The sequence below is a fragment of the Faunimonas sp. B44 genome (genome assembly GCF_052655945.1).
In genome coordinates this window covers 293,457-318,395 of the sequence record NZ_JBQYEX010000001.1, presented here as the reverse complement: position 1 = coordinate 318,395, position 24,939 = coordinate 293,457, and the positions used below count along the sequence as shown (strand labels likewise).

General features: G+C 68.6%; 20 protein-coding genes and 1 tRNA gene. 13 read left to right on the top strand and 8 right to left on the bottom strand.

Features of this window, described 5'->3' with window-relative positions; all coding sequences use genetic code 11:
- Positions 1-77: 77 nt before the first annotated feature.
- Both ACUN0C_RS01490 and ACUN0C_RS01485 read right to left on the bottom strand, forming a co-directional pair.
- Positions 78-317: a DUF6538 domain-containing protein gene (locus ACUN0C_RS01490; protein ID WP_445464857.1), complete on the bottom strand. Its 240-nt coding sequence runs from the start codon at positions 315-317 to the stop codon at positions 78-80.
- 98 nt (positions 318-415) lie between these two features.
- Positions 416-500: transfer RNA gene (locus ACUN0C_RS01485), tRNA-Leu, on the bottom strand.
- A 169-nt stretch (positions 501-669) separates the two neighbouring features.
- On the opposite strand from ACUN0C_RS01485, the gene ACUN0C_RS01480 reads away from it, so the two are divergent.
- A complete protein-coding gene (locus ACUN0C_RS01480) occupies positions 670-1,614 on the top strand; it encodes a sugar kinase (RefSeq protein ID WP_445464538.1) in 945 nt (314 codons plus the stop codon).
- An 86-nt stretch (positions 1,615-1,700) separates the two neighbouring features.
- A complete protein-coding gene (locus tag ACUN0C_RS01475; protein WP_445464537.1) occupies positions 1,701-2,138 on the top strand; it encodes a cupin domain-containing protein in 438 nt (145 codons plus the stop codon).
- Here the strand turns inward: ACUN0C_RS01475 and ACUN0C_RS01470 are convergent.
- On the bottom strand, positions 2,122-3,450 hold the full coding sequence (locus ACUN0C_RS01470; protein ID WP_445464536.1) for an aspartate aminotransferase family protein: 1,329 nt from the start codon (positions 3,448-3,450) through the stop codon (positions 2,122-2,124). The genes ACUN0C_RS01475 and ACUN0C_RS01470 overlap by 17 nt on opposite strands.
- A gap of 339 nt (positions 3,451-3,789) precedes the next feature.
- On the opposite strand from ACUN0C_RS01470, the gene ACUN0C_RS01465 reads away from it, so the two are divergent.
- Together ACUN0C_RS01465 and ACUN0C_RS01460 are read left to right on the top strand one after the other, a co-directional pair.
- Positions 3,790-4,605, top strand: a complete 816-nt coding sequence (locus ACUN0C_RS01465; protein ID WP_445464535.1) for a lytic murein transglycosylase — start codon at positions 3,790-3,792, stop codon at positions 4,603-4,605.
- 385 nt (positions 4,606-4,990) lie between these two features.
- The gene (locus tag ACUN0C_RS01460) at positions 4,991-6,325 is read left to right on the top strand and encodes a matrixin family metalloprotease (protein ID WP_445464534.1); all 1,335 of its coding nucleotides are present in this window, start codon (positions 4,991-4,993) and stop codon (positions 6,323-6,325) included.
- 3 nt (positions 6,326-6,328) lie between these two features.
- Here the strand turns inward: ACUN0C_RS01460 and ACUN0C_RS01455 are convergent, their stop codons facing one another.
- The 5 genes from ACUN0C_RS01455 to ACUN0C_RS01435 all read right to left on the bottom strand — a co-directional run bounded on the left by ACUN0C_RS01455 (position 6,329) and on the right by ACUN0C_RS01435 (position 12,258).
- Entirely contained in the window at positions 6,329-7,789 is a 1,461-nt protein-coding gene (locus tag ACUN0C_RS01455; protein WP_445464533.1) for an AMP nucleosidase, read from the bottom strand.
- Positions 7,786-8,829: a GMP reductase gene (locus ACUN0C_RS01450; RefSeq protein WP_445464532.1), complete on the bottom strand. Its 1,044-nt coding sequence runs from the start codon at positions 8,827-8,829 to the stop codon at positions 7,786-7,788. Before ACUN0C_RS01450 ends, ACUN0C_RS01455 begins: the two co-directional genes overlap by 4 nt.
- Positions 8,830-8,906: 77 nt before the next feature.
- Positions 8,907-9,755 carry a c-type cytochrome gene (locus ACUN0C_RS01445; protein ID WP_445464531.1) on the bottom strand — a complete coding sequence of 283 codons (849 nt, stop codon included), beginning with the start codon at positions 9,753-9,755 and terminating at the stop codon, positions 8,907-8,909.
- Positions 9,756-9,863: 108 nt separating this feature from the next.
- Positions 9,864-10,997, bottom strand: coding sequence for a type III PLP-dependent enzyme (locus tag ACUN0C_RS01440; RefSeq protein WP_445464856.1), 1,134 nt, complete (start codon positions 10,995-10,997; stop codon positions 9,864-9,866).
- A gap of 424 nt (positions 10,998-11,421) precedes the next feature.
- Positions 11,422-12,258, bottom strand: coding sequence for a MurR/RpiR family transcriptional regulator (locus ACUN0C_RS01435; protein WP_445464530.1), 837 nt, complete (start codon positions 12,256-12,258; stop codon positions 11,422-11,424).
- A 127-nt stretch (positions 12,259-12,385) separates the two neighbouring features.
- On the opposite strand from ACUN0C_RS01435, the gene ACUN0C_RS01430 reads away from it, so the two are divergent.
- The 9 genes from ACUN0C_RS01430 to ACUN0C_RS01390 all read left to right on the top strand — a co-directional run bounded on the left by ACUN0C_RS01430 (position 12,386) and on the right by ACUN0C_RS01390 (position 24,937).
- Positions 12,386-13,153, top strand: a complete 768-nt coding sequence (locus ACUN0C_RS01430; protein WP_445464529.1) for an N-formylglutamate amidohydrolase — start codon at positions 12,386-12,388, stop codon at positions 13,151-13,153.
- A complete protein-coding gene (locus ACUN0C_RS01425) occupies positions 13,153-13,665 on the top strand; it encodes a TRAP transporter small permease subunit (protein WP_445464528.1) in 513 nt (170 codons plus the stop codon). The genes ACUN0C_RS01430 and ACUN0C_RS01425 overlap by 1 nt, the downstream gene beginning before the upstream one ends.
- Positions 13,662-14,987 carry a TRAP transporter large permease gene (locus ACUN0C_RS01420; protein WP_445464527.1) on the top strand — a complete coding sequence of 442 codons (1,326 nt, stop codon included), beginning with the start codon at positions 13,662-13,664 and terminating at the stop codon, positions 14,985-14,987. Before ACUN0C_RS01425 ends, ACUN0C_RS01420 begins: the two co-directional genes overlap by 4 nt.
- Before the next feature lie 142 nt (positions 14,988-15,129).
- Positions 15,130-16,194 (top strand): TRAP transporter substrate-binding protein, encoded by a 1,065-nt coding sequence (locus ACUN0C_RS01415; RefSeq protein WP_445464526.1) that lies wholly within the window; start codon positions 15,130-15,132, stop codon positions 16,192-16,194.
- A 181-nt stretch (positions 16,195-16,375) separates the two neighbouring features.
- On the top strand, positions 16,376-17,746 hold the full coding sequence (locus tag ACUN0C_RS01410) for a glutamine synthetase family protein (RefSeq protein WP_445464525.1): 1,371 nt from the start codon (positions 16,376-16,378) through the stop codon (positions 17,744-17,746).
- Between the two features lie 44 nt (positions 17,747-17,790).
- Positions 17,791-19,170 carry an aldehyde dehydrogenase family protein gene (locus ACUN0C_RS01405; protein WP_445464524.1) on the top strand — a complete coding sequence of 460 codons (1,380 nt, stop codon included), beginning with the start codon at positions 17,791-17,793 and terminating at the stop codon, positions 19,168-19,170.
- Positions 19,171-19,281: 111 nt separating this feature from the next.
- Positions 19,282-20,457 (top strand): iron-containing alcohol dehydrogenase, encoded by a 1,176-nt coding sequence (locus ACUN0C_RS01400; protein WP_445464523.1) that lies wholly within the window; start codon positions 19,282-19,284, stop codon positions 20,455-20,457.
- Positions 20,458-20,696: 239 nt separating this feature from the next.
- Entirely contained in the window at positions 20,697-21,863 is a 1,167-nt protein-coding gene (locus ACUN0C_RS01395) for an efflux RND transporter periplasmic adaptor subunit (RefSeq protein ID WP_445464522.1), read from the top strand.
- Positions 21,860-24,937, top strand: coding sequence for an efflux RND transporter permease subunit (locus ACUN0C_RS01390; protein ID WP_445464521.1), 3,078 nt, complete (start codon positions 21,860-21,862; stop codon positions 24,935-24,937). The genes ACUN0C_RS01395 and ACUN0C_RS01390 overlap by 4 nt, the downstream gene beginning before the upstream one ends.
- Positions 24,938-24,939 lie beyond the last annotated feature (2 nt).

Below are 24,939 nucleotides of genomic sequence, written 5' to 3'. Positions count from 1 at the left end.
CTGTGCGGACGGATTGTCGCGCTGCTTATCCAGCCCGTACCGGTACGCCCACGCTGCGCCGGTGAGCCCGTACTCGGTCAGCCTGCCTGGCTTGCGCGGATCGAAGCCGGCCGCTCGGCAGGTCTGCCGCGAAGCTCGGCCCAGCGGCGTTCCAGGCTTCCGAGCCCGTCCGCATGGCGCCGCTTCTCTTCGGCCGGCTCGCGGGTCTTCAGGCCGTACCGCTCTTCCCACTTACCGACGAGGGCCACCAAAGTCGTCTGCACGCGCCTGCGAAGCCAGAAGACGCTGGTCTTGGGATGGTGGAACGGATGCGGCATCGCCAGCACAATGCGGACCGCCCTTGTGTATCACTCAGGCGACCTCAAACCTATGGTGCTGCTTGTTTTCTCGGCGGATCAGCGCGTCAGCGAGCTGATGGTGCCCAGGAGAGGACTCGAACCTCCACGCCTCGCGGCACAGGTACCTGAAACCTGCGCGTCTACCAATTCCGCCACCTGGGCAAGGTGCGCGCTCCCCTTAGGGCCTCGCCGGAGGCCTGTCAATCGAACGCGGCGCGGTCCGGCAAAGCCGCGATCCGACCCGGAATATGGGCGTTGCGAAGGGCCGTTTCCAGCGGCTTGAAAGACGCGCCGCGTGCGCCGATCATCCGGCTCCAGCGAACGAGGCACCATGCGCCCCGCAACCTTCGCCGCGATCGGCGAATGCATGATCGAGCTTTCCGGCGGCGCCGGCGACCTGTGGCGCATGGGCTTCGCGGGAGACACGTTCAACACGGCCTGGTACGTCCGCCAGCTCCTGCCCTCCGCCGAGCCGGTCGCCTACGTGACGGCGCTCGGCACCGATCCCTTCTCGCGGCGGATGACCGGCTTCTTCGCCGAAAGCGGCATCGCCGCCGACCGCATCCGCGCCATTCCCGAGCGCCGGCCCGGGCTCTACGCGATCACGCTGGAGGGCGCGGAGCGGAGCTTCAGCTACTGGCGCGCCGAATCGGCGGCGCGGCTCCTCGCCGCGGACACCGACTGGCTGGGTCGCGCGCTCTCCGGCGCACGCATGCTCCACTTCTCCGCCGTCACGCTGGCGATCCTCGACCCCGACGGCCGGGCCCGCCTTCTCGCCTCTGTTGCGGCGGCCCGCGCCGCAGGAGCGATCGTCTCCTTCGACACGAACTACCGCCCCCCGCTCTGGGCGGGCCGCGCGGAGGCGGCCGCAGCGATCCGCGGGGCCTGCGCCACGGCGGACGTCGTGCTCCCGACCTTCGACGACGAGCGCGACCTCTTCGGCGACGCCTGGCCCGAGGCGAGCGCGGAGCGGATCGCGACGCTCGGGGCCAGGGAGGTGGTCGTGAAGCACGGCGCCGCGCCGGCGGTCGTGCTCACCCCGGCCGGCATCGCGCATGTCCCGCCCGTGGCAGGCGTCGCTCCGGTCGACACGACCGGGGCCGGCGATTCCTTCGGGGGCGGCTATCTCGCCGCGCGGCTCCTCGGCCATCCTCCGATCGAGGCGGTGCATGTCGGCCATCGCGTTGCCGCCAGCGTCGTCGGCGTGCACGGTGCGCTGACGCACCTCGCTCCTGGCATGCTCGCCCCGGCGCAGGCCCCGATGGTCGACCCGTAAGCCTCCGATGCGCATCCGGCCCGCCTCCCAACGGACGGCCGCTTCGCTCTATCTTGGATCGAGACAAGCCCAGAGGAGCGCGCACCATGACTGCCTCGTCGAAACCGACATGCCGGGTCGTCCGCCCCGGCCACGCCTATGACGGCAAGCAAGGCCTCACCTATGTCGAGGGCGTTGCGAAGGAGACCGTGGGCTCCACCGGCCTCTGCATGCATCTCGTCACGCTCCCGCCCGGCGCGCGCGCCAAGGCTCATCTGCACGAGAGCCACGAGACCGCGATCTACGTGCTGAGCGGCGAATCGCACACCTGGTTCGGCGACAGGCTGGAGGAGCACGCCGTCGTGAAGGCCGGCGAGATGCTCTACATCCCGGCCGGCGTGCCGCACCTGCCGGCCAACCTCGCCGACGTGCCCTGCACGGCGGTGATCGCCCGCACCGATCCGAACGAGCAGGAGAGCGTCGTCCTCCTGCCGGATCTGGACGCGCTCGCGGCGATCGGGGCCCCGGTCAGGGCAGACCCTTGATGATCTCCGCAAGGGTCCCGACCAGCCGGTCGATCTCGTCCCTGCTGATGATCAGCGGCGGTGAGAGCGCGATCGTGTCGCCGGTCGTGCGGATCATGATGCCGCGCTCGTAGGCCTCGATGAAGGCCGTGAAGGCGCGCTTGGTCGGCTCTCCCGGGATCGGCTCCAGCTCGATCGCGCCGACCAGGCCCATGTTGCGGATGTCGACCACGTGCGGCAGGTCCCGGAGCGCATGGATGGCGTCCGCGAAATGGTCCTCGAGCTCGGCCGCGCGCGTGAGGAGCCCCTCCTCCTGGTAGATGTCGAGGGTCGCGAGCCCGGCCGCGCAGGAGACCGGGTTCCCCGAATAGGTGTAGCCGTGGAAGAACTCGATGAGATGCTCCGGGCCGTTCATGAAGGCGTCGTAGATCTTCCCCGTCACGAACACGGCCCCCATCGGGATGACGCCGTTGGTGATGCCCTTGGCGGTGGTCATGATGTCCGGGACGACGCCGAAGCGGTCCGCTGCGAAGGGGGTGCCGAGCCGTCCGAAACCGGTGATCACCTCGTCGAAGATGAGGAGGATGCCGTGGCGGTCGCAGATCGCGCGAAGCCGCTCGAGATAGCCCTTCGGGGGCAGGAGCACCCCGGTCGAGCCGGCCACCGGCTCGACGATCACGGCGGCGATGGTCGAGGCGTCGTGGAGCGCGACGAGGCGCTCAAGGTCGTCGGCGAGCTCCGCCCCGTGCTCCGGCTGGCCGCGCGCGAAGGCGTTGCGCTCCGGGTCGTGCGTGTGGCGGATGTGGTCGACACCGGCGAGCAGCGTGCCGAACATCTTCCGGTTCGAGACGATGCCGCCGACCGATATGCCGCCGAAATTCACGCCGTGATAGCCGCGCTCCCGGCCGATCAGGCGGAAGCGACCGCCTTCGCCGCGCACGCGCTGGTAGGCGAGCGCGATCTTCAGCGCCGTGTCGACGGATTCGGAGCCGGAATTGGTGAAGAAGACGTGGTCGAGACCCTGCGGAGCGGTCGCCACGAGCCGCGCCGCGAGCTCGAAAGCCTTCGGATGCCCCATTTGGAAGGCCGGCGCATAGTCGAGCTCGGTCAGCTGCCGGTGGACGGCGTCCGCGATCTGGCGCCGGCCATGCCCGGCGTTCACGCACCACAGCCCCGACGTCCCGTCGAGGAGCTCGCGGCCCTCCGCGTTGCGGTAGTACATGCCCTCCGCGCCGACGAGCATGCGCGGCTTCTTCTTGAATTGCCTGTTCGCCGAGAACGGCATCCAGAAGGCTTCGAGATTGTTGGTGGCGCGCGCTTCCCCGGAGGGCATGATGGACTCCTGCTCGTGTCCGGCGGCACGGCCCGCATCGGGGGCCTCGGCTCCGGCCGGCAGGGGGACGCTATGTGGGCCTCGGGGGCCGGTCAAGGACGCGCGTGGGCCACTCCTCCCGAAGAAGTGTCCGGTCGTGCGCGGCTGCCGCATGCCCGGCCGCCTGAACGCTCGAGCGGCCGGTTGACGCTGCCAGACCGATCCTCATGATCGCGCCGTGAACCAATGGGGCACTTCAGGCATTCACGTCCGCCCGAGCCGGGCCCGCCGCACGGGCGGAACCCGGTCCGGCGACCATTCTCGCAGGCGCTGCGCGCCGTTCTGGAACAGGGATCCCGCATGACATTCGTTCGCTCTTCCTTCGCCGCCCTGGCGGTCCTCGCCGGCCTTGCGGCCGGGACGGCGCAGGCCGCCACCTGCGGCAACGACGCCGCGGGCTTCCCGGCCTGGAAGGAGGCGTTCAAGCAGGAGGCGCGGGCGGCGGGCCTGTCGCGTTCGCTCGCCGCGCTCGACGGCGTCACCTACGACAGCGGCGTCATCAAGCTCGACCGCTCGCAGAAGCCGTTCAAGATGAGCTACGAGGCCTTCGTGAAGCAGCGCCTCTCGTCCGGGCGGGTCTCGCAGGGCAAGAAGCGGATGACGCAGCATGCGACCCTCCTGCGCCAACTCGAGCAGCGCTACGGCGTGCCCGGCTCCATCCTCGTCGCGATCTGGGGAATGGAGACCGATTACGGCGCGGTGCGGGGCAACAAGAAGGCGATCCGCTCGCTGGCGACGCTCGCCTATGACTGCCGCCGGTCGGCCTTCTTCACGAACGAGCTGCTCGCCGCGCTCACGATCGTGGAGCGCGGTCGCATGCATCCCGACCAGATGGTCGGCGGCTGGGCCGGCGAGATCGGCCAGACGCAGTTTCTCGCTTCGAACTACCTGCAGTTCGCCGTCGACGGCGACGGCGACGGCCGCATCGACGTCGTCAACAGCACCGCCGACGTGCTCGCCTCGACGGCGAACTACCTGGCCGCCCACGGCTGGCGGCGGGGGGCCGGCTGGCATCCCGGCGAGCCCAATTTCGCGGTCATCACCACCTGGAACAGCTCGAGCAACTACCAGCGGACGATCGCGCGCTTCGCGGACATCCTGGAGGGCCGCGGATAGGTCGCGAGCGGGCGCCGGCGGCCCTTCCGGGACGGCGGCGCGGCGGCGAAACAGGCCGTAACACGACGAGGCGCGGCTGAAACACGGCCGACATCCTCGCGCCGCAAACCGAAATCGCGCGGAAACCCCCGGCTGCTACGGAGCAGCGAAACGGGGGTCTCACTCATGCTTCGCTATCTCGCTTTTCGCACGTTCGGCTTCGTCGCGCTCACGACGCTCTCGACCCTTGTGCTGGCGTTCCCCTACCTGGTTTAGGGTGCGACACGTCTCGTCCGCGGAGCGGACCCGCACGTTCACGGCCGGGGGTGGCCGGCTTGGCCCGGAGCGCCATGTTTCTGTACGTTCGATTCCGGCGGATGCGCCGGACCGCGTGCAGGACGGGTGAATGGGATACGCGCTTTACGGGCCGAAATGGGGCGACGACCCGACCTACGGCACCGGCGGGGGAACGGTCAGCTACAGCTTCGCCGGCATAGCCAGCAGCACCTCCTACTATTCCTTCACCGGTATGCTCAATGACGCCTACCAGGGCGCCGTCGCGTCGGCCTTCGCACAGTGGGCCTATCATGCCGACATCGCCTTCGTCGCGAGGGCCGACTCGGTGTCGGTCGACATCCGCCTCGGCTGGGATGCAATAGACGGACCCGGCGGCAGCCTCGCCCAGACGACCTTCTCGTTCAATTCGTCCGGCACCATCCTCTATGCCGAGATCGCGTTCGACACGGCCGAGAACTGGGTCGTCACGAACGACCAGGTTTCGGCCGGCAGGATCAGCTTCGAAGCGATCGCGACGCACGAGATCGGCCACGCGCTCGGCCTCGCCCATTACACGGCCGAGCCGTCGATCATGAACCCGTACTACAGTGCGGCAACGCTCGAACCGACGGCCAGCGACATCGAGGGCATCCAGGCGCTTTACGGAGCGCGCTCGCACTGGTCCTGGGCCTATGGCTGGCATCTCGACTGGTTCTACGGGTGGCATACGGATTGGACAGCCGAATGGACGCCGTCCTCGCAGTATGGCTGGTACGCTCAATGGGTGCTCGGGTGGGACCTCGGCTGGGCGCACGGCTGGTACGCTTCTCCCTCACCGTCCTGGACCTACGGCTGGCACTTCGGCGGGCACTGGGGCTGGACGGCCGGCTGGTGGGCGTGGAACCTCGGCTGGCATCCGGGCTGGTCGCTCTACGGAACGTGGGCGTACAGCTGGTACGGGACCTGGACCCTCGGCTGGTCGCTCGCCCCGGTCTACGGCTGGTACGGGTGGTGGGTTGAGGGCTGGGGCTTCGACTGGGCGCTCGGCTGGCACGTCGAGCCGGGGACCGGGTGGAGCTACGGCTGGTACGGCACCTGGTCCCATGGCTGGTGGTTCGCCTGGTTCTACGGATGGCAGTACGGCTGGTGGCACGGCTGGACCATCGACTGGGATTTCGGATGGCACGTCGCCGCCCCCTGGTTCTGGAGCTCAGGCTGGCAGTACGGCTGGCACCTCGTGCCGGGCGGCGGCTGGTGGAGCTGGTCGACGGGCTGGTACGTCGGCTGGGCCGTCACCTGGTCGTGGACATGGGACTTCGGCTGGCACGGCGTGTGGAGCTACGGATGGTCCCTCGACTGGTTCCTCGGCTGGCACTGGGCCTGGACCTTCGGGTGGACGGCGCAGACGGATTACGGCTGGTACCGGGACTGGGCCCTCGGATGGTACCTCGCCTGGACCCCGTAGACGTCAGCGGAAGGCGGGCTCGTCGAAGCCGCGGAGCTTGCGGGAGTGAAGGCGGTCGACGCCCTGCTCGCGCAGGAGCCGCATCGTCTCCAGGCCGACCATCAGGTGCTGCCGGACGCGCTCGCGGTAGAACGCGTTCGCGACCCCGCCGAGCTTCAGCTCGCCGTGCAGCGGCTTGTCGGAGACGCAGAGGAGCGTGCCGTAGGGCACACGGAAGCGCAGCCCGTTCGCCGCGACCGTCGCCGATTCCATGTCGACCGCGATCGCGCGGCTGAGGTTCAGGCGGGCGAACAGCTCGTCGAACCGGAGCTCCCAGTTGCGGTTGTCGGTGGTGGCCACCGTGCCGGTCCTCAGCCGCGTCTTCAGGTCCTGGCCGCGCAGTCCGGTGACCGACGCGGTCGCCTCCTGCAAGGCCACCTGGACCTCCGCGATCGGGGGAACCGGCACCCAGACCGGCAGGTCCTGGTCGAGCACGTGGTCGTCGCGGACATAGCCGTGGGCGAGGACGTAGTCGCCGAGAAGCTGGCTCCGTCTCAGGCCGGCGCAATGGCCGAGCATGAGCCAGCAATGCGGCCGGAGCACCGCGAGGTGGTCGGTGATCGTCTTGGCGTTGCTCGGCCCGACGCCGATGTTGATGAGCGTGATGCCGTCGCAATCCTCGCGCTTCAGATGATAGGCCGGCATCTGCGGCAGGTAGCGCGGCGTCTCCGGGCCCGGCCCGCCCGAGGCACGCGGCAGCGGCGTCACGACGTTGCCGGGCTCTACGAAGCCGACATAGCCGTTCCGGCCGACCTGCTCCCGCCCGAACTCAACGAAGGCCTCGACGTAGCGCTGGTAGTTCGTCAAGAGCACGAAGCTCTGGAAGTGCTCGACGCGCGTGCCGGTATAGTGCTCGAGCCGGGCGAGCGAGTAGTCGACGCGCTCGCCGTCGAAGAGCGCCAGGGGGCGGGGGTCGCCGTCGCGGCGCTGAAACGTCCCGTTCGCGATGGAATCGTCCGTGGCGCTGAGGTCGGGGAGCGCGAACCGCTCCTGCAGCGCGCGCACGTCCTCCTCGCCGACATCCGTCACGCTCTCCTCCAGCACGAAGGGGAGCGGGATCTGCCGCCGGCTGGCGCCGACGAGGACCGGCACGCGGTGATGCTGCAAGAGAAGGCCGATCTGCTCCCGGTAATAGCGCTCGAAGAGGGACGGCCGGGTCAGGGTGGTGCCGTAATCGCCCGGCTCCAGCAGCACCCCGTAGGAGAGGCGGGCATCGACGTGGAGCTCCGCGCGCGCGACCGAGAGGCCGACATAGGGATAGGGCGCATCGACCGGCCCGCAACCGCCGCGGTTCGGGCTGCCGAAGGCCGATCGGATCGCGGCGATGCTCCGGTCGTAGATGCCGGCAATCCGCCCAACGGCGGCGTCGGCGTCGGTGAAGGCCTCGAGGTCGGTGGCCGAATGGACGAACCCGCTGCCGCTCATCCGCCGAAGACCGTGTTGAGCTGGCTGCCCACGAGCACGAAAGTGGTGCGCTTCGGCACCTCCTTCAGCCTGCGGGCGCCGATATAGGTCATCATGCTGCGCACGCCCCCCATGATCTCCTGCATGGTCTCGGACACCGGCCCGCGATAGGGGACCTCGACCGTCTTGCCTTCGGAGGCGCGGTAATGCGCGACGCCGCCGGCATATTTCCGCATCGCGGTGTCTGACGACATTCCGTAGAACGTCATCGCGACCGGCACGCGCGCGCCGTCCCTCTCCTCGTAGCGGATGTCGCCCTCGCATTCGTCGTGCCCGGCGAGCATGCCGCCCAGCATCACGAAGTCGGCGCCCGCGCCGTACGCCTTGGCGACGTCGCCCGGCACCGTGCAGCCGCCGTCGGCGCAGACATGGCCGCCCAGGCCGTGCGCGGCGTCGGCGCATTCGATGATCGCGGAGAGCTGCGGATAGCCGACGCCGGTCATCCGACGGGTCGTGCAGACCGATCCCGGACCGATGCCGACCTTCACGAGGTCCGCGCCGGCCAGGATCAATTGCTCGGTCATGTCGCCCGTGACCACGTTGCCGGCCATGATGACGGCGGCCGGATGCTCGGCCCGGATCTCGGACACGAGCTCGACGAACTTCTCCGTGTAGCCGTTCGCCACGTCGAGGCAGATCATCCGGATCGGCGTCGCGGCGGCGACCCGCTTCAGCTTCTCGCGGTCGGCATCCGTGGTCCCCAGCGAGTAGAAGGCGTTGCGGGCCTCCGTCTCCCTGAAGAAGGCGGCGAGATCCGCCTCGGCATAGTGCTTGTGTAGCGCCGTCATGGCACCGAAGCCGGCGAGCGCGCGCGCCATCGCGAAGGTGCCGGTCACGTCCATGTTCGCGGCGATCAGCGGGAAGCCGGACCATTCCGAACCGGCGTGCCGGAACCTCAGGGCGCGGTCGACATCGACCTCGCTCCGGCTTCCGAGCGTGGAACGCTTCGGCCGGATCAGGACGTCCTTGAAGTCGAGCTTGAGGTCGCTCTCGATGCGCATCGCTTTCTCCTGCTGCCGTCGGAACGTGGAGAGGCAGGCTTGTCCGGCAAGCCCCTGCGCTGCGCCCTGCGAAAAGGTCAGCGCTCGTCCGGGTCGAGGGCCTGCAGATAGGCGAGGAGATCGGCGATCTGCCAGTACTCCATGAAGCGGAGCGCAAGCATCTCCGTCGCCGGCACGCCGTTCATGATCTTGTGGAGCGCCTGCTCGGGGCGGTTGCGGACGACCCAGCCGAGCGAGGACCGGTCGCCCTCCTCGCCGTGCAGGAATCGCCTTCCGTCGATCTGGTGGCAGTTGATGCAGGCGCCCTCGAATATGTCGCGCCCACTCTCCGGATTGCCGAGCGAGCGGCCACGAGCATCGAAGAAGTCCGCCTCGTCCGTCTGCCCGGTGGCGAGGAACGCGCCCAAGATGTCGATCGCGAGCTCCGGCACCGATCCGGTCAGGAAGGCGCCGTGCGCTGCGCGGATGCGGTCTCCGGCCACGACTGGATCGGCGCCGTCGAGATCCCTGAGGCTCGGGAAGCGCGCGCCCGGCAGGCGCCGCGCCTGCTCGCCCTCCCCGCCGCGATAGTCCCAGCCGTGGCAGGTGACGCAGCGCCAGGTCTCGCGCGGGTTGATCTGCACGCCGGCGGGAAAGGCGGAATTCCTGCCCGAGGGCACGGATTGTCCGAGCACGTTCCACAAATCGTCGTAGAGCTTGCCGCCGACCGACAGCATGAAGACCGGGCCGAGCTCGGTATCGGGGACCGCCAGATCCTCGCTTTGCGGCTCGGTGCCCTCCCCCGCCCTGGCGTCGGCGACCACCACAGAAATGCGCCCGTTCCCCTCCGCATGGGCGGGGAAGGCGGCTGAGGCAAAGGCGAGCAGCGCCGCCGCACGCAGCAGCGCCCGGAATCGTGACCCGCCGAGATTCAGAAAGCCGTCCATGTCCCCGCCGATCCGTCGCGGACGGCGCCGTCCGCCCGTGCCAAGGCTAGCACAGGCGGACGAAGACAGCACAGGGAGGCGGGCGCGGGAGGGCCCGCCGCAGCCTCGTCAGATGACGTAGGAGCGCAGCGGCTCGAAGCCGTTGAAGGCGACCGAGGCATAGGTCGTGGTGTAGGCGCCCGTGCACTCGATCAGCACCTCGTCGCCCACGGTGAGCGAGATCGGCAGATCGTAGGGATTCCTCTCGTAGAGCACGTCGGCCGAATCGCAGGTCGGCCCGGCGACGACGCACGGCGCCGTCGGCGCCCCGTCGCGCGGCGTGCGGATCGGATAGCGGATCGCCTCGTCCATGGTCTCGGCGAGGCCGCCGAACTTGCCGACGTCGAGATAGACCCAGCGCTGCGGGTCGTCGGGAGACTTCCGCGACACGAGGACGACCTCGGCCTTGAGCACGCCGGCGTCGCCGACCATGCCGCGCCCCGGCTCGATGATCGTCTCCGGGATGCGGTTGCCGAAATGACGCCGCACCGAATCGAAGATCGCCTGCCCGTAGAGTTCCGCCGCCGGCACGTCCTTGAGGTACCGTGTCGGAAAGCCGCCGCCGAGATTGACCATGGCCAGGTTCATCCCACGCTCGGCACAGGCGCGGAAGATCGCCGAAGCGTCGGAAAGCGCGCGGTCCCATGCCCCCGTGTCGGTCTGCTGCGAACCGACATGGAAGGAGATGCCATGGGCCTGGAGATCGAGGCTGCGGGCATGATCGAGCACGTCGACGGCATGGCCGGAGGCGCAGCCGAACTTGCGGCTGAGCGGCCACTCGGCGCCCTCCCCGTCGGTCAGGATCCGGCAGAACACGCGGGCACCGGGTGCGGCGCGCGCGACCTTCTCCACTTCCTCGACGCAGTCGACGGCGAAGAGCGAGACGCCGAGGGCGTGGGCGCGCGCGATGTCGCGCTCCTTCTTGATCGTGTTGCCGAAGGAGATGCGGTCGGGCGTCGCGCCGGCCTCGAGCGCCATTTCGATCTCGGCGACCGAGGCGGTGTCGAAGGACGAGCCGAGCGAGGCGAGCAGCGCCAGGATCTGCGGCGCAGGATTCGCCTTCACCGCATAGAAGATGCGGCTGTCGGGCAGGGCCCGCGTGAACGTCTCATAGTTGCGGCGGACGACGTCGAGGTCGACCACGAGGCATGGACCGTCGGGTCGTCGCACGTCGAGAAAGCTGCGGATGCGCTCCGTCATCATCGGGAATCCCCCGTCAGGCAAGGCGTTTCGGGCCCGGGGAGTCCTGCATCGACGCGCGCCCGCGATGGAGACGGGCGGCGTCCCTGGATCCCCCCAACCGGTCCGAAGACCGGGAGGTTCGCGCCGAAGGGCTCGCTTCCGGCCGGAGCCGAATGTGAGCCATCGCTTGGACGGGAAATCCCGATCCGCACGTCCGGCAATGAGAGTGTGTGCCTCTTCAGTGTCGCCGACCTTTGGAGGGTCGGCAGAGACCAAAAAAGCCCGCCACCGTCGTTGCTTTAAGCCGCCTGCCACATTCGATTGGCGACCACAGGCACGTGCGAATTTGGGCAAGCCCGCATCTATGCGTTTCGCCCGTCGCAATCAATAGCCTGTCGCAGGCTGGGGAAAAAAGATTGCGCGGTCGTCTGGCTGCGCCGCGCAATCAGCTCGTGCGGAGCCGCTCGAGCGCCTCGATCCGCGCGCGGCTTCGCTCCGGATCCGCCTCCGTCACCGCCGCGATCAGCGCCTCGACGAGAACGAGAATCCCGGCATTGGAATCCCAGGCCGAGGGCACGGCGATGCGCGCAGCGAGGACATGGGTCGCCACACGGGCGGCGGGCGAGAGCCACTGGTCGGTGAAGAGCACCACGGCGGTGTGCCGGCGCGCCGCGGCTTCGGCGAGCCGCACCAGGTCGTCCTGGTACCGCCGCACGTCGAAAACCACGAGCACGTCGCGCTTGCCCAAGTCGACGAGCTGGTCGCGCCAGTTGCCGGGCTGCCCCCCGATGTGGAAGACGCCCGGCCGCACGATCCTGAGATGGGCTGCCATGTAGCGCGCCAGCGCATCGGTGAAGCGTCCCCCGATGAGGTGCACCGGCCGCCGGCCGTCGGCAAGGAGCGCGGCGACTGCGCGGAACTCGTCGTCCGAAACGCGCTCGAAGGTCTCGGCAATGTTGCGCTCCGCCGCCTCGGCGAAGGCCGAGCGGGGCGGCGCGCCCCGCGCCGATCCCGGCGCCAGGGCACGCTTCGTCAGCGGCGTCTCCAGCTGCGCCTCCAGCTCCTCCCGCAGCCGCCTCTGGAACTCCGGATAGCTGCCGAAGCCGAGGCGGCTGGTGAAGCGGAGGATGGTGGGCGGACTGACGCCGGCGCTCTGGGCGAACTCGGCGACCGTACCGAGCCCGAGCACCGGGAACCGGGCGAGCAGCGCCCGGGCCGCCCTCCGCTCCGAGGCCGTCATATCTCCGGACTTCTGCCGGATCTCCTCGACGATGCTCTCCACCGGCCTTCCGTCCCCGGCCGGCGGACCCTTTCGGTCGATTGACAGCCGGCTGAGCGGCTGTAACAAATATCACGCAGCCTGACCATCGACGCCGAGCTGTAACGTACGGTCCAGGAGGGTCGAGAGCGTGGGGAGCGCCGTCCAGGCAGATCGGGCCGGGTCCGAGATCTTCCCGCCCGTCATCGAGAACGGCGACGGCCGCGCGCCGGTCGTCCTGCTCTGCGACCATGCGACCAATGCGGAGGCCGGTTTCGGCGCCCTCGGCGTGTCTTCGGCGGACTGGCAGGACCACATCGCCTGGGACCCGGGCGCCCTGCCGGTGGCGCGCCTGCTGTCGCAGCGCCTCGACGCCGCCCTCGTCTACCCGACGGTTTCGCGCCTGGTGATCGACTGCAACCGCGCGCTCGACGCACCGGGCCTCGTTCCCGCCATGACGGGCGGCGTGCGGGTTGCGGGCAATCAGGCGATCCCGGAGCCCGAGCGCGCATACCGCATCGCCGCGATCCACGAGCCCTACCACGCCGCGATCGAGGGCCTCGCCGAGCGCCGGCTCGGGAAGGGCGAGACGCCGGCGCTCGTCGCGATCCACACCTTCACGCCGGTCTACGGCGGCATCAGCCGGCCGTGGCAGGTCGGCGTGCTCTTCAACCGCGACCGGCGGCTGGCCGAGCGCTGCCTCGACGCCCTCACCCGCCGCGGCGATCTCGTGGTCGGCGTGAACGAACCCTACGCCCCGACGGACGGCGTCTACTACACGCTCGGCCGGCACGCGGAGGCGCGCGGCCTCCCCTGCGTGATGATCGAGATCCGGAACGATCTCGTTCGCGACGAGGCCGGATGTGCCGAATGGTCGGAGCGGCTTGCAGAGGCGCTCGGCGGGAGCGGCGGCGGCTGATGCCGGGACCGATCCGCGCCTTCGTCAGGTCCGTGGATGCGGTGAACCGCGTCGTCGGGCGGTTCGCCATGTACCTGCTCTTCGTGCTGGCCGCGGTGCTGCTCTATGCGACCGCTTCGCGCGTCGTTGCCGGCGTGCCGGTCAACTGGGCGCTGGAAATGTCGCAGTTCCTGCTCTCCGCCTATTATCTCCTCGGCGGGGCGTACTCGATGCAGCAGAACGCCCATGTCCGGATGGACCTCGCCTACGGCAGGCTCTCGCCGCGCGGCCGGGCGACCACCGACGCGATCACCATCCTGTTCGTGATCTTCTATCTCGGCGTGCTCCTCGCCGGCGGCATCTCCTCGACGAACTACGCGATCACCTACGGCCAGAAGAACTACACCGCCTGGGCGCCGCTCCTGTGGCCGGTCAAGGTCGTGATGACCATCGGCGTCTTCCTGATGCTGCTGCAGGCGCTTTCGACCTTCTTCAAGGATCTCGCGGAAGCGCGCGGGAAGCCGATCGCATGAGCTCCGAGCTCATCACGCTCTTCATGTTCGCCACCATGATGGTGCTGCTCATGACGGGCCAGCGCGTCTTCGGCGTGATCGGCTTCGTCGGCGCGGCGGCCGCCCTCCTCCTGTGGGGGAAGGGCTCGTTCGAGATGCCGTTCAACGCCAGCTTCCAGGTGCTGAACTGGTACCCGCTCATCACCGTGCCGTTCTTCGTCTTCATGGGCTACATGCTCTCGGAGTCGGGCATCGCGGGCAACCTCTACCGGATGTTCCACGTCTGGTCCGGCCCGGTGCGCGGCGGGCTCGCGCTCGGCACGATCGGGCTCATGGTGCTGATCGCGGCCATGAACGGGCTTTCCGTCGCGGGCATCGCGATCGGCGCGACGGTGGCGCTCCCGGAGCTCCTCAAGCGCGGCTACGACAAGGTGATGGTGACGGGGGTCATCCAGGCCGGCAGCTCGCTCGGCATCCTGATCCCGCCGAGCGTCGTCCTCGTCCTCTATTCGATGATCGCGCGCCAGCCGGTGCTGCAGCTCTGGCTCGCCGGCATCCTGCCGGGGCTGATGATGGCGCTCATCTTCGGCGCCTACATCTACATCCGCTGCCGCATCAATCCGGAGCTCGGCCCGGCTCTCCCCGCCGAGGAGCGCGCCCGGATCACCCTGCGCGAGAAGCTCGGGCTTCTGAAGCAGGGGCTGCTGCCGCTCTTCATCTTCGGCACGATGATGGGGCTCTTCATGACCGGCGTGACGTCGCTGGTGGAGAGCTCCGTCGTCGGCGCGCTCCTCGCGACGCTGGCGGCGCTCTTCTCCGGGCGCCTCACCCGCGGCGTGCTGGAGGACACGACCCGGAACACCCTCCTCATCAGCTGCATGTTCCTGTGGATCATCCTCGCAGCGCTCTGCTTCAGCGCCGTCTATGACGGCCTCGGAGCGGTGCGCGCGATCGAGAACCTCCTGCTCAGGAACTGGGATCTCGACCCCTGGACGATCCTCATCCTGATGCTGCTGTCGTTCATCATCATGGGGACGTTCCTCGACGACACCGCCATGCTCGTGATCGTCGCGCCGCTCTACATCCCGCTCGTCGTGCGGCTCGGCTTCAGCCCGATCTGGTTCGGCATCCTCTACACGATGACCTGCCAGATCGCGTACATGACGCCGCCTTTCGGCTACAATCTCTTCCTCATGCGCGCGCTCACGCCGCCCGAGATCACGTTGTGGGACATCTACCGCTCGATCGCGCCGTTCTTCGTCCTGATGGTGGTCGGGCTGGTGATCGTCATGGTGTTCCCGCAGATCGCCCTGTGGCTGCCCAACCTCTATTCGGGCCGGTGACCGTGGCGGCGGGGATGACGAACGCAATCGGCACGGCGCCCGGCGGGGAGGACGCCGGGCCGGAGCCGCGCCGCTGTCGGGAGGGCGCGCGAGGGCGTCGAGAGGGGCATCCGCCCCGCCATTCTAGGAGGGAGAGTCGGACATGAGCACAGATACCCGGTTCAGCAAGCGGGAATTCCTGAAGAGGGCCGGCGCGGTGACGGTCGGCGCCGCGGCCACCACCACGCTCGCCGCACCTTACGTGAAGGCGCAGAGCCCGATCCGGTGGCGGCTCCAGACCTATGCCGGCCCGGCGCTCGCGGAGCACGTCGTGAAGAACTCGATCGACTGGTTCAACGAGGCGGCCAACGGCGAGATGGTGATCGACCTTTACACCGCCGACCAGCTCGTGCCGCAAGGCGAGCTCTTCCGGGCCGTCCAGTCGGGCACCATCGACGCCGCCCAGAGCGACGACGATTCCGCCGCGGCGCCCGTCGACGTGAAGGTCTTCGGCGCCTATTTCCCGTTCGCCTCGCGCTACTCGCTCGACGTGCCGGCGCTCTGGCACTGGTACGGGCTCAAGGAAATCTGGGAAGAGGCCTATTCCGAGGTCCAGGGCGTCACATGGCTCAGCACCGGCTCCTGGGATCCCTGCAACTTCGGCACGACGAAGCCGATCCGCTCGGTCGAGGACCTCAAGGGCCTGCGCGTCTACACGTTCCCGACCGGCGGGCAGTTCATGTCGCAGTTCGGCGTGGTGCCCGTCTCGCTGCCCTACGAGGACGTCGCCCCGGCGATCCAGACCGGCGAGCTCGACGGCGTGTGCTGGTGCGGCATCACCGAGATGCACACGGTTGGCTGGGCCGACGTCATCAAGTACTTCCTCACGAACCCGATCTCGGGCGCCTGGGCGGGGTCCTACTTCGTCAACACCGAGAAGTGGAACGCGGTGCCGCCGCACCTGCAGCGCCTCTACCAGATGGCGATCGACAGCTCGCATTATTACCGCCTGCACTGGTACTGGGCCGGCGAGGCCAAGTACCGCAACGAGGGCAAGCTCGAGCTGACCTCGGTGCCGGACGAGGAATGGCGGACAATCGAGCAAGCTGCGGAGAAGTTCTGGGAGGAGGTCGCCTCGCAGAGCCCGCGCAGCGCCAGGGTCGTCGAGATCCTCAAGAAGTACAATGCCGACATGGAGAAGGCCGGGCCGCCCTACCGCTACGGCTGAGCGCCGCCGGCGGCCGCCGTCGCGGCGGCCGCTTTGGAGCGTCGGGCGAGGCGCGTGTGCGCCTCGCCCGGATCGCCGGCCCTCCCGAACGGGCCGGCCAACACCAACCCGCCCGGCCCTTGGAAGCACCCGACATGACACCCGCCCCCAATCACCCCGGAACGCCGGAGCCGCTGAAGCCATGAACGGCATGCTCAGCCTCGACGAACTCCGCCAGGCCGCCGAGAACGGCACGATCGACACCGTCCTCGTCTGCTTCACGGACATGCAGGGCCGGCTGATCGGCAAGCGGTTCCAGATCGAGTACTTCCTCGACGGCGCCTACGAGGAGACGCATGCCTGCGACTACCTCCTCGCCAACGACATCGACATGGAGCCGGTGCCCGGCTACGCGGCGGCGAACTGGGCGCGCGGCTACGGCGATTTCGTCATGAAGCCGGACCTCGACACGATGCGCCTCGTGCCCTGGCTGCCGGCGACGGCGATCGTGCTCTGCGACGTCCTCGATCACCACACCCACGCGCCGGTGCCGCACAGCCCGCGCGCCGTCCTGCGTCGCCAGCTCGACCGGCTCGCCGCGCGGGACTGGCAGGCCCTCGTCGCCTCCGAGCTCGAATTCTACCTCTTCGACGAGACCTTCGAGAGCGCCGGCGCCAAGCGCTATGCCGGCCTCAAGACGGCCGGCAGCTACATCCAGGACTACCATATCCTCCAGACCACGAAGGAGGAGGAGGTGATGCGGGCGATCCGCAAGGGCCTCCAGGCGGCCGGCATCCCGGTCGAGAACTCCAAGGGCGAATGGGGTCCCGGCCAGGAGGAGATCAACGTCCGCTATGCCCCGGCGCTCACCATGGCGGACCGGCACGTCGTCCTGAAGAACGGGATCAAGGAAATCGCCTGGCTGCAGGGCAAGGCCGTCACCTTCATGGCGAAATGGGCCTACGACCTCGCCGGCTCGTCCTGCCACATCCACGCCTCGCTCTGGGACAAGGCCGGCAAGACGCCGCTCTTCCTCGACGACGCGGACGCGCTCGGCATGTCGCCGCTCATGAAGCAGTTCATGGCGGGCCAGTTGAAATATGCCGGCGAGATCACCTACTTCCTGGCGCCCTACATCAATTCCTACAAGCGCTTCCAGGTCGGCACCTTCGCGCCGACCAAGGCGATCTGGAGCCGCGACAACCGCACGGCCGGGTTCCGCCTGTGCGCCGAGCATTCCAAGGCCATCCGCGTCGAATGCCGTGTCGGCGGCGCCGATCTGAACCCCTATCTCGCCTTCGCGGCCCTCCTTGCCGCCGGCATGGCGGGGATCGAGGAGGGGCTGGAGCTTCCGGCGCCGTTCGTGGGCGACGCCTATCACGACGAGCGCCTCGTCGACGTGCCGAAGACGCTCCGCGATGCGATGGCGCTCCTCGACGGCTCGGCCATGCTGCGCGCCGCGCTGGGCGACGAGGTCGTCGACCATTACGTCCACACGGCGCGCTGGGAGCAGTTCGAATACGACCGCCGCATCACCGACTGGGAGCTCCAGCGCGGCTTCGAACGGTACTGATCGCCGGCAGCCGCCGGCGAGGCCAACGCACGGAAAGCACGAACGTGACCACGATCAAGATCATCTCTCCGATAGACGGCTCGATCTTCGCCGAACGGGCGGTCGCGAGCGACGATGCGCTGGAGCGCGCGGTGAACCGCGCCCGGGCGGCGCAGCGCGACTGGGCGCGGACGCCGGTGGCCGAACGCGTGCATTATTGCCTCGCCGCGCTCGATGCGCTCCTCGCGATGAACGACGAGATGGTGCCGGAACTCGCCCGACAGATGGGCAGGCCGGTCCGCTACGGCGGGGAGAAGCGGGGCGTCGAGGAGCGCGTCCGCTACATGGCCGGAATCGCGGAAGGCGCGCTCGCCCCGGTCGTTCCTCCGGAGATGACCGGCTTCCGCCGCTACATCAAGCGCGAGCCGCTCGGGCTCGTCTTCGTGATCGCGCCGTGGAACTATCCGTACCTGACCTCGATCAACAGCATCTTCCCGGCACTGATGGCGGGCAACGCGGTGCTGCTGAAGCACGCCTCCCAGACGCTCCTCGTGGGCGAGCGCCTGCAGCAGGCCTTCGACGCCGGCGGATTGCCCGCCGGCGTCTTCACCAACCTCGTCCTGTCGCACGACCAGACGGAGCGCCTGATCGGCTCCGGCCGCGTCGATCACGTCGCCTTCACCGGCTCCGTCGCCGGCGGCCGCGCCATCGAGCGCGCGGCCGCCGGCACGTTCGCCACGCTCGGCCTGGAGCTCGGCGGCAAGGACCCGGCCTATGTCCGGGCAGACGCGGATCTCGGCCATGCGGTCGAGAACCTCGTCGACGGCGCGTTCTTCAATTCCGGCCAGAGCTGCTGCGGCGTCGAGCGGATCTACGTCCATGCCGACCTCTACCGGCCCTTCGTCGAAGGCTTCGTCGACCTCACGCGGCAGTACCGCGTCGGCAATCCGCTCGATCCGGAGACGACGCTCGGCCCGATGGCGCAGGGCCGCTTAGCCGATCACGTCCGCGAGCAGATCGCGGAGGCGCGGCGGAAGGGTGCCAGATGCGAGATCGACCGTCCGGTCGAAGGCGACCGGCCCGGATCGCCTTACCTCGGTCCGGAGGTGCTGACCAATGTCGACCACCAGATGGACGTGATGCGCGAGGAGAGCTTCGGCCCCGTGGTCGGAATCATGCCGGTGCACGACGACGAGGAGGCGATCGCGCTGATGAACGACAGCCCCTACGGGCTCACGACCTCCATCTGGACACGCGATACCGATGCGGCGGCGGAAATCGGCGACCGGATCGAGACGGGGACCGTTTTCATGAACCGCTGCGACTATCTCGATCCCGCGCTTGTCTGGACCGGGGTTAAGGACACCGGAAAGGGAGCGGCCCTCTCGAGCTTCGGCTTCGAGGCATTGACAAGGCCGAAATCCTACCACTTACGCTCGATTTGAGAACGCGTCGGGCGCAACTTTCGGAAAAAATTAGCTGACTAACGTCCCGCCATGTTCAACATCCCGTGAATTCTGCTAACGGATTTCAAGAATTGCCAACCCGGGTGGGCCATGCCGCAGCTCCTTGCAAACTGGAATTATCCAACGGCCATCCGGTTCGGAGCCGGGCGCATCGCCGAGCTCGCGGAGGCCTGCCGGTCGGCAGGGATGAAGCGCCCCCTCCTCGTCACTGACCCGGTGCTGCGGCCGCTGCCGATCACGCTGAAGGCGCTGGAGATCCTGCAGCTCGCAGGGATAGAGGCGGCGGCGTTCGCCGAGGTGAAACCGAACCCCGTGGAGTCCAACCTGCGGGCGGGCGTTGAGGCGTTCAGGGACGGCGGCCACGACGGCGTGATCGCCTTCGGCGGCGGCAGCGCACTCGACGTCGGCAAGCTCATCGCGTTCATGGCCGGGCAGACCCGCCCGGTCTGGGACTTCGAGGACATCGGCGACTGGTGGACGCGCGCCGACCCGGCCGGCATCGCCCCCATCATCGCGGTTCCGACCACGGCCGGCACAGGATCCGAGGTGGGTCGCGCCGGCGTCATCACCGACGAGGCGACCCACACCAAGAAGGTCATCTTCCACCCGCAGATGATGCCGAGGATCGTGATCTGCGATCCCGAGCTCACCGTCGGCATGCCGCCGCGGATCACGGCGGGCACCGGCATGGATGCCCTCGCCCACTGTCTCGAGGCCTATTGCTCGCCCTCCTACCATCCGATGGCGGAAGGCATAGCGGTCGAGGGCATGCGGCTCATCTTCGAGAACCTGCCGCGGGCAGTGGCGGACGGCTCCGACATCTCGGCCCGCGCGCAGATGATGACGGCGGCCGCGATGGGCGCCACCGCCTTCCAGAAGGGGCTCGGTGCCATCCACGCTCTGTCGCACCCCGTCGGCGCGCTCTACGACACGCATCACGGCATGACCAACGCGGTCTTCATGCCGTACGTGCTCGCATTCAACCGAGACGCGATCAGCCACAAGATCAAGCGGCTCGCCGGATATCTCGGCATCGCCGACGGCTTCGACGGCTTCATCACCTCGGTGCTCGCGCTGCGCGCCGCGATCGGCGTTCCCGATACGCTCGCCGATTTCGGGCTCGATGGTCGCGAACGCCTGAGGATCGCGGAAATGGCCGTGGTCGACCCGACCGCCGGCGGGAACCCGGTCGCGCTCACGGTCGAAGGCGCGCTCGCGATCTTCGATTCCGCGATGACGGGGGATTTCGCCCGCGCGACTGCTTAGGCAAGCGGACCGTTCATCGTAATTTCGCGATTGCAGCGTTCTTTGTCGCTCGCGGGCTGGACAACGCGTCCCGTTCGGTTAGCTTCCCCCGGTTGACCTGCCGCCCCCGGACCTTCACCGGCCCGGCCGGCGGTGTCCTGAATCATCATCTGGCGCACGGGTTCCGCATCGCGACCCGCAGCCGAAGAGGCTGCCGGCCGCCGTCTTCCGACCTGTCCCGCCGAGGCGTGCCTGAGACCATGATAAAGCGCTTCATCCTCGCGATCCTGTTGGTGGCGCTCGTCGCCGGCGGCCTGGTCGGCTTCAACCTGTTCCGGTCGAAGATGATCGGGGAGTTCTTCGCCAACCGTCCGGTCGCGACCGTCACGGTCTCCGCCACGGAGATCCGGCCGATGAACTGGGCGCCCGAGATCGAGGCGATCGGGACGCTCGTCGCGGCGCAGGGCGTGGAGGTTGCCACGCAGACCACCGGAATCGTGAAGGAGGTGGCGTTCAGCGCCAACGAGGAGGTCGAGGCAGGCCAGCTCCTCGTCCAGATCGACGATGCGGTGGAGCGCGCCGAGCTGATCGCGGCGGAGGCCGCGATCGCCCGCGACGAGGCGCAGCTCGCCCGAGCGACCCGGCTCGAGCAGCGGGGGGTGAGCTCGGAGGCGACGCTGGAGGAGGCGCGCACGGCTGTCGCCGCCTCCCGCTCGACCTTGGAGCGGCTGAAGGCCGTCATCGAGCAGAAGGCGATCCGCGCGCCGTTCGCGGGCACGATCGGCATTCCCCGTGTCGATGCCGGCGAGTTCCTGCAGCCGGGCGCGGGCATTGCCACGCTGCAGCAGCTCGACGTCATGAAGGCGGATTTTACGGTGCCCGAGCAGCGGCTGTCGGAGCTTCGCCTCGGCCAGGGCGCGCTCTTCGCCCTTCAGGGCGCCGACTTCCGCTACAAGGGCCGGATCACCGGCATCGACCCGAAGATCGACCCCGCCACGCGGCTCGTCTCCGTGCGCGCCGAGGTCGACAATTCCGACGGGGCGCTCCGCCCCGGGCAGTTCGTCCGGGTCCGGATCAGCCTTCCGGCCGAGGCCAACATCATCGCCGTGCCGCAGACCAGCGTCGTCACCAGCCTCTACGGCGACTACGTCTACGTCGTCGAGGAGGCGGAGCCGGCCGAGGGAGAAGAGGCGGCCGCGCCCGCCGAGGACGGCGAGCCGGCGGAGCCGAGCCTCTTGGCGCGCCAGGTCTTCGTCACCCTCGGGCGCCGCCAGGGCATGATGGTGGAGATCGCCACCGGGCTCGAGCCCGGGCAGCGCATCGTCACCTCGGGCCAGAACAAGCTCTCCAACAACACGCCGATCGCGATCGACAACAGCATCGATCCGGCCAGGATCGCGCTCGACGACCAGCTGGGCCGCAGATGAACTTCTCCGAAATCTTCATCCGACGGCCGGTCCTGACGATCGTCGTCAGCCTGATGATCCTGCTCCTCGGGGCGCAGGGCTTCATCAACATGTCGATCCGGGAGTACCCGGAGGTGGAGGAGACTGTGATCACGGTCACCACCGCCTATCCCGGCGCCGGCGCGGAGCTCATGCAGGGCTTCATCACGACGCCGATCGCCAAGGCCGTGGCCACCGCCGACGGCGTCGACTACGTCACGGCGAAGAGCACGCTCGGCGTCAGCACCGTCACGGTGAACATGCGGCTCAACGCCGATCCCGACCAGGCGCTCGTCGACGTCATTTCGAAGGTCCAGCAGGTGCGGCGGCAGCTGCCGACGGACGCCGAGGACCCGATCATCCAGAAGGGCACCGGCCAGACCTTCGCGCTGATGTACCTCGCCGTTCGCAGCGTGACCATGAACCCGCAGCAGGTGACGGAGTACATCTCGCGCGTCGTGCAGTCGCGCTTCTCGACGATCGAGGGCGTCGGCGAGGTGCAGATCCTCGGCGGGCGCGAATTCGCCATGCGCATCTGGCTCGATCCGCTGCGGCTCGCCTCGCGCTCGGTTACCGCCTCGGACGTGCTCGCCGCCATCCGCGCGAGCAACTTCCTCTCCGCCCCCGGCAAGACCCAGAACGAGTTCGTCGCCTACACCATCCAGACGGCGACCACGCTGCAGACGCCGGAGGCGATGGCGGAGCTGCCCGTGCGCGCCGAAGGCGACGAGGTCGTCCGGCTGGGCGACGTCGCGGATGTCGCGTTCGGCCCCGAGAGCGAAGAGGTCAAGGTCACGTTCAACGGCGAGCAGGGCATCTTCCTTGCCGTCAGTGCTGGCCCCGAGGCCAATCCGCTCGACGTCTCCTCCGCCGTCAGGGCCGAGCTGCCGCGGATCCAGCGCGAGCTGCCGCCGGGCATGGCGCTCGATCTCGTCTATGACGCGACCGCATCGATCCAGGCCTCGATCGAGGAGGTGTTCAGGACGATCGCGGAGGCGGTGGCGATCGTGGTGCTCGTCATCCTCCTCTTCCTCGGCTCGTTCCGCGCCGTCCTCATCCCGATCGTGACGATCCCGCTCTCGCTCGTGGGCGTTTGCTTCGTGTTGTGGGGGCTCGGGTACTCGATCAACACGCTGACTCTGCTCGCGATGGTGCTCGCCATCGGACTCGTCGTCGACGATGCCATCGTGGTTGTGGAGAACATCCACCGGCACCTCGATCGCGGCGAGGCGCCGATGCAGGCGGCGATCACCGGCATGCGCGAGATCTTCGGCGCCGTGGTCGCGATGACCATCACGCTCGCCGCCGTCTATGCCCCGATCGGCTTCGTCCAGGGCCTGACGGGATCGCTGTTCCGCGAGTTCGCCTTCACGCTCGCCGGCGCGGTCATCATTTCGGGCCTGATCGCGGTCACGCTGTCGCCGATGATGTCGGCGCGGCTCCTGCCCGGGCACGGCAGCAAGGTGAGCCGCTTCCAAGCCTTCGTCGACCGGCGCTTCGACAAGCTCTCCGGCTGGTACGGGCGCCGCGTCTCCGGCTCGCTCGACTATCGCCCGGTGACGCTCTTCGTCGTGCTCGCGCTCCTCGGCACCACCGGCTTCCTGTTCCTCAACACCAGCAGCGAGCTCGCCCCGGAAGAGGACCGCGGCGCGCTGTTCGCGATCGTGAACGCGCCGGCCTACGCCACGTCCGACTATACCGACATGTACGCGCAGCAGATGCGGACGCGCACGGAAGGCATCCAGGAGGTCGACGCGCGCTTTTCCGTCACGGGATTCGGCGGCCCGAACTCGGCCTTCGCGGCGTGGGTCCTCAAGCCGTGGGGCGAACGCGACCGCGGCCAGGCCGAGGTCAAGAACGACATCCAGGGCGCGATCGACAAGGTCGCCGGCGTCCAGGCCTTCGTGTTCTCGCCGCCGTCGCTGCCCGGCTCCGGCGGCGGCCTGCCGATCCAGTTCGTCATCCGCTCGATCGGCAGCGCGGCCGAAGTCTACGAGGTCGCCGAGGAGGTCAAGAACCGGGCGATGCAGAGCGGCCGGTTCATCGTCGTCCAGAACTCGCTCGCCTTCACGCTGCCCGAGGCGCGCGTAACCATCGACCGCGACCGCGCGGCAGCGCTCGGCGTCACTGTGGCGGAGATCGGCACGACGCTAAACACGCTGGTCGGCGGCGGCGCGGTATCGCGTTTCGACCGCGACAGCCGCAGCTACGACGTGATCACGCAGGTCCAGCAGGCCGACCGCTTCAACCCGGAGAATCTCGGCGGCTATTTCGTGCGGAGCGCCAGCGGCGTGATGGTGCCGCTCTCGGCCGTCATCCTGGTCGAGACGCGGGCGGCGGCGAATGCGATCGAGCAGTTCAACGAGCTCAACTCGGCGACCATTTCCGCCTTGCCGCTGCCGGGGGTGACGACCGGCGACGGCCTCCAGACGCTCCGCGACATCGCGCAGGAGCTCATGCCGGCCGGCTTCTTCGAGGATTTCGCCGGACAGTCCCGGCTCGAGGTGACGGAGGGCAGCACGACGCTGATCGCCTTCGCGCTCGCCATCGTGATCATCTACCTGGTGCTCGCGGCTCAGTTCGAGAGCTTCCGCGACCCGTTCATCATCATGATGACCGTGCCGCTGTCGGTGTTCGGCGCGCTCGTGCCGCTCAATCTCGGGCTCGCGACCCTCAACATCTACACGCAGGTCGGGCTCATCACGCTGATCGGCCTCATCACGAAGCACGGCATCCTGATGGTGGAGTTCGCCAACCAGCAGCGCGAGCTCGGCCTTTCGAAGCGCGAGGCGATCGTCGAGGCGGCCAAGGTCCGCCTCCGCCCAATCCTCATGACCACCGCCGCTATCGTGCTGGCCGTGCTGCCGCTCTTGCGTGCCGAGGGCGCCGGCGCCGCGGCACGCTTCTCCATGGGCATCGTCATCGCGTCGGGCATGACGATCGGGACGCTCTTCACGCTCTTCGTGCTGCCGATGTTCTACACCTTCATCGCAACGCGCGATCCGGCCGAGACCCACATCCTGCGCGGCGACGCGCATCTCGCGCCGGCCGAGTGAGC

Excerpts from the sequence above, each read along its gene's own strand:
- ACUN0C_RS01490 (WP_445464857.1), bottom strand. The coding sequence starts at position 317 with ATGCCGCATCCGTTCCACCATCCCAAGACCAGCGTCTTCTGGCTTCGC.
- ACUN0C_RS01480 (WP_445464538.1), top strand. The coding sequence starts at position 670 with ATGCGCCCCGCAACCTTCGCCGCGATCGGCGAATGCATGATCGAGCTT.
- ACUN0C_RS01475 (WP_445464537.1), top strand. The coding sequence starts at position 1,701 with ATGACTGCCTCGTCGAAACCGACATGCCGGGTCGTCCGCCCCGGCCAC.
- ACUN0C_RS01470 (WP_445464536.1), bottom strand. The coding sequence starts at position 3,450 with ATGCCCTCCGGGGAAGCGCGCGCCACCAACAATCTCGAAGCCTTCTGG.
- ACUN0C_RS01465 (WP_445464535.1), top strand. The coding sequence starts at position 3,790 with ATGACATTCGTTCGCTCTTCCTTCGCCGCCCTGGCGGTCCTCGCCGGC.
- ACUN0C_RS01460 (WP_445464534.1), top strand. The coding sequence starts at position 4,991 with ATGGGATACGCGCTTTACGGGCCGAAATGGGGCGACGACCCGACCTAC.
- ACUN0C_RS01455 (WP_445464533.1), bottom strand. The coding sequence starts at position 7,789 with ATGAGCGGCAGCGGGTTCGTCCATTCGGCCACCGACCTCGAGGCCTTC.
- ACUN0C_RS01450 (WP_445464532.1), bottom strand. The coding sequence starts at position 8,829 with ATGCGCATCGAGAGCGACCTCAAGCTCGACTTCAAGGACGTCCTGATC.
- ACUN0C_RS01445 (WP_445464531.1), bottom strand. The coding sequence starts at position 9,755 with ATGGACGGCTTTCTGAATCTCGGCGGGTCACGATTCCGGGCGCTGCTG.
- ACUN0C_RS01440 (WP_445464856.1), bottom strand. The coding sequence starts at position 10,997 with ATGATGACGGAGCGCATCCGCAGCTTTCTCGACGTGCGACGACCCGAC.
- ACUN0C_RS01425 (WP_445464528.1), top strand. The coding sequence starts at position 13,153 with ATGCCGGGACCGATCCGCGCCTTCGTCAGGTCCGTGGATGCGGTGAAC.
- ACUN0C_RS01420 (WP_445464527.1), top strand. The coding sequence starts at position 13,662 with ATGAGCTCCGAGCTCATCACGCTCTTCATGTTCGCCACCATGATGGTG.
- ACUN0C_RS01415 (WP_445464526.1), top strand. The coding sequence starts at position 15,130 with ATGAGCACAGATACCCGGTTCAGCAAGCGGGAATTCCTGAAGAGGGCC.
- ACUN0C_RS01410 (WP_445464525.1), top strand. The coding sequence starts at position 16,376 with ATGAACGGCATGCTCAGCCTCGACGAACTCCGCCAGGCCGCCGAGAAC.
- ACUN0C_RS01400 (WP_445464523.1), top strand. The coding sequence starts at position 19,282 with ATGCCGCAGCTCCTTGCAAACTGGAATTATCCAACGGCCATCCGGTTC.
- ACUN0C_RS01395 (WP_445464522.1), top strand. The coding sequence starts at position 20,697 with ATGATAAAGCGCTTCATCCTCGCGATCCTGTTGGTGGCGCTCGTCGCC.
- ACUN0C_RS01390 (WP_445464521.1), top strand. The coding sequence starts at position 21,860 with ATGAACTTCTCCGAAATCTTCATCCGACGGCCGGTCCTGACGATCGTC.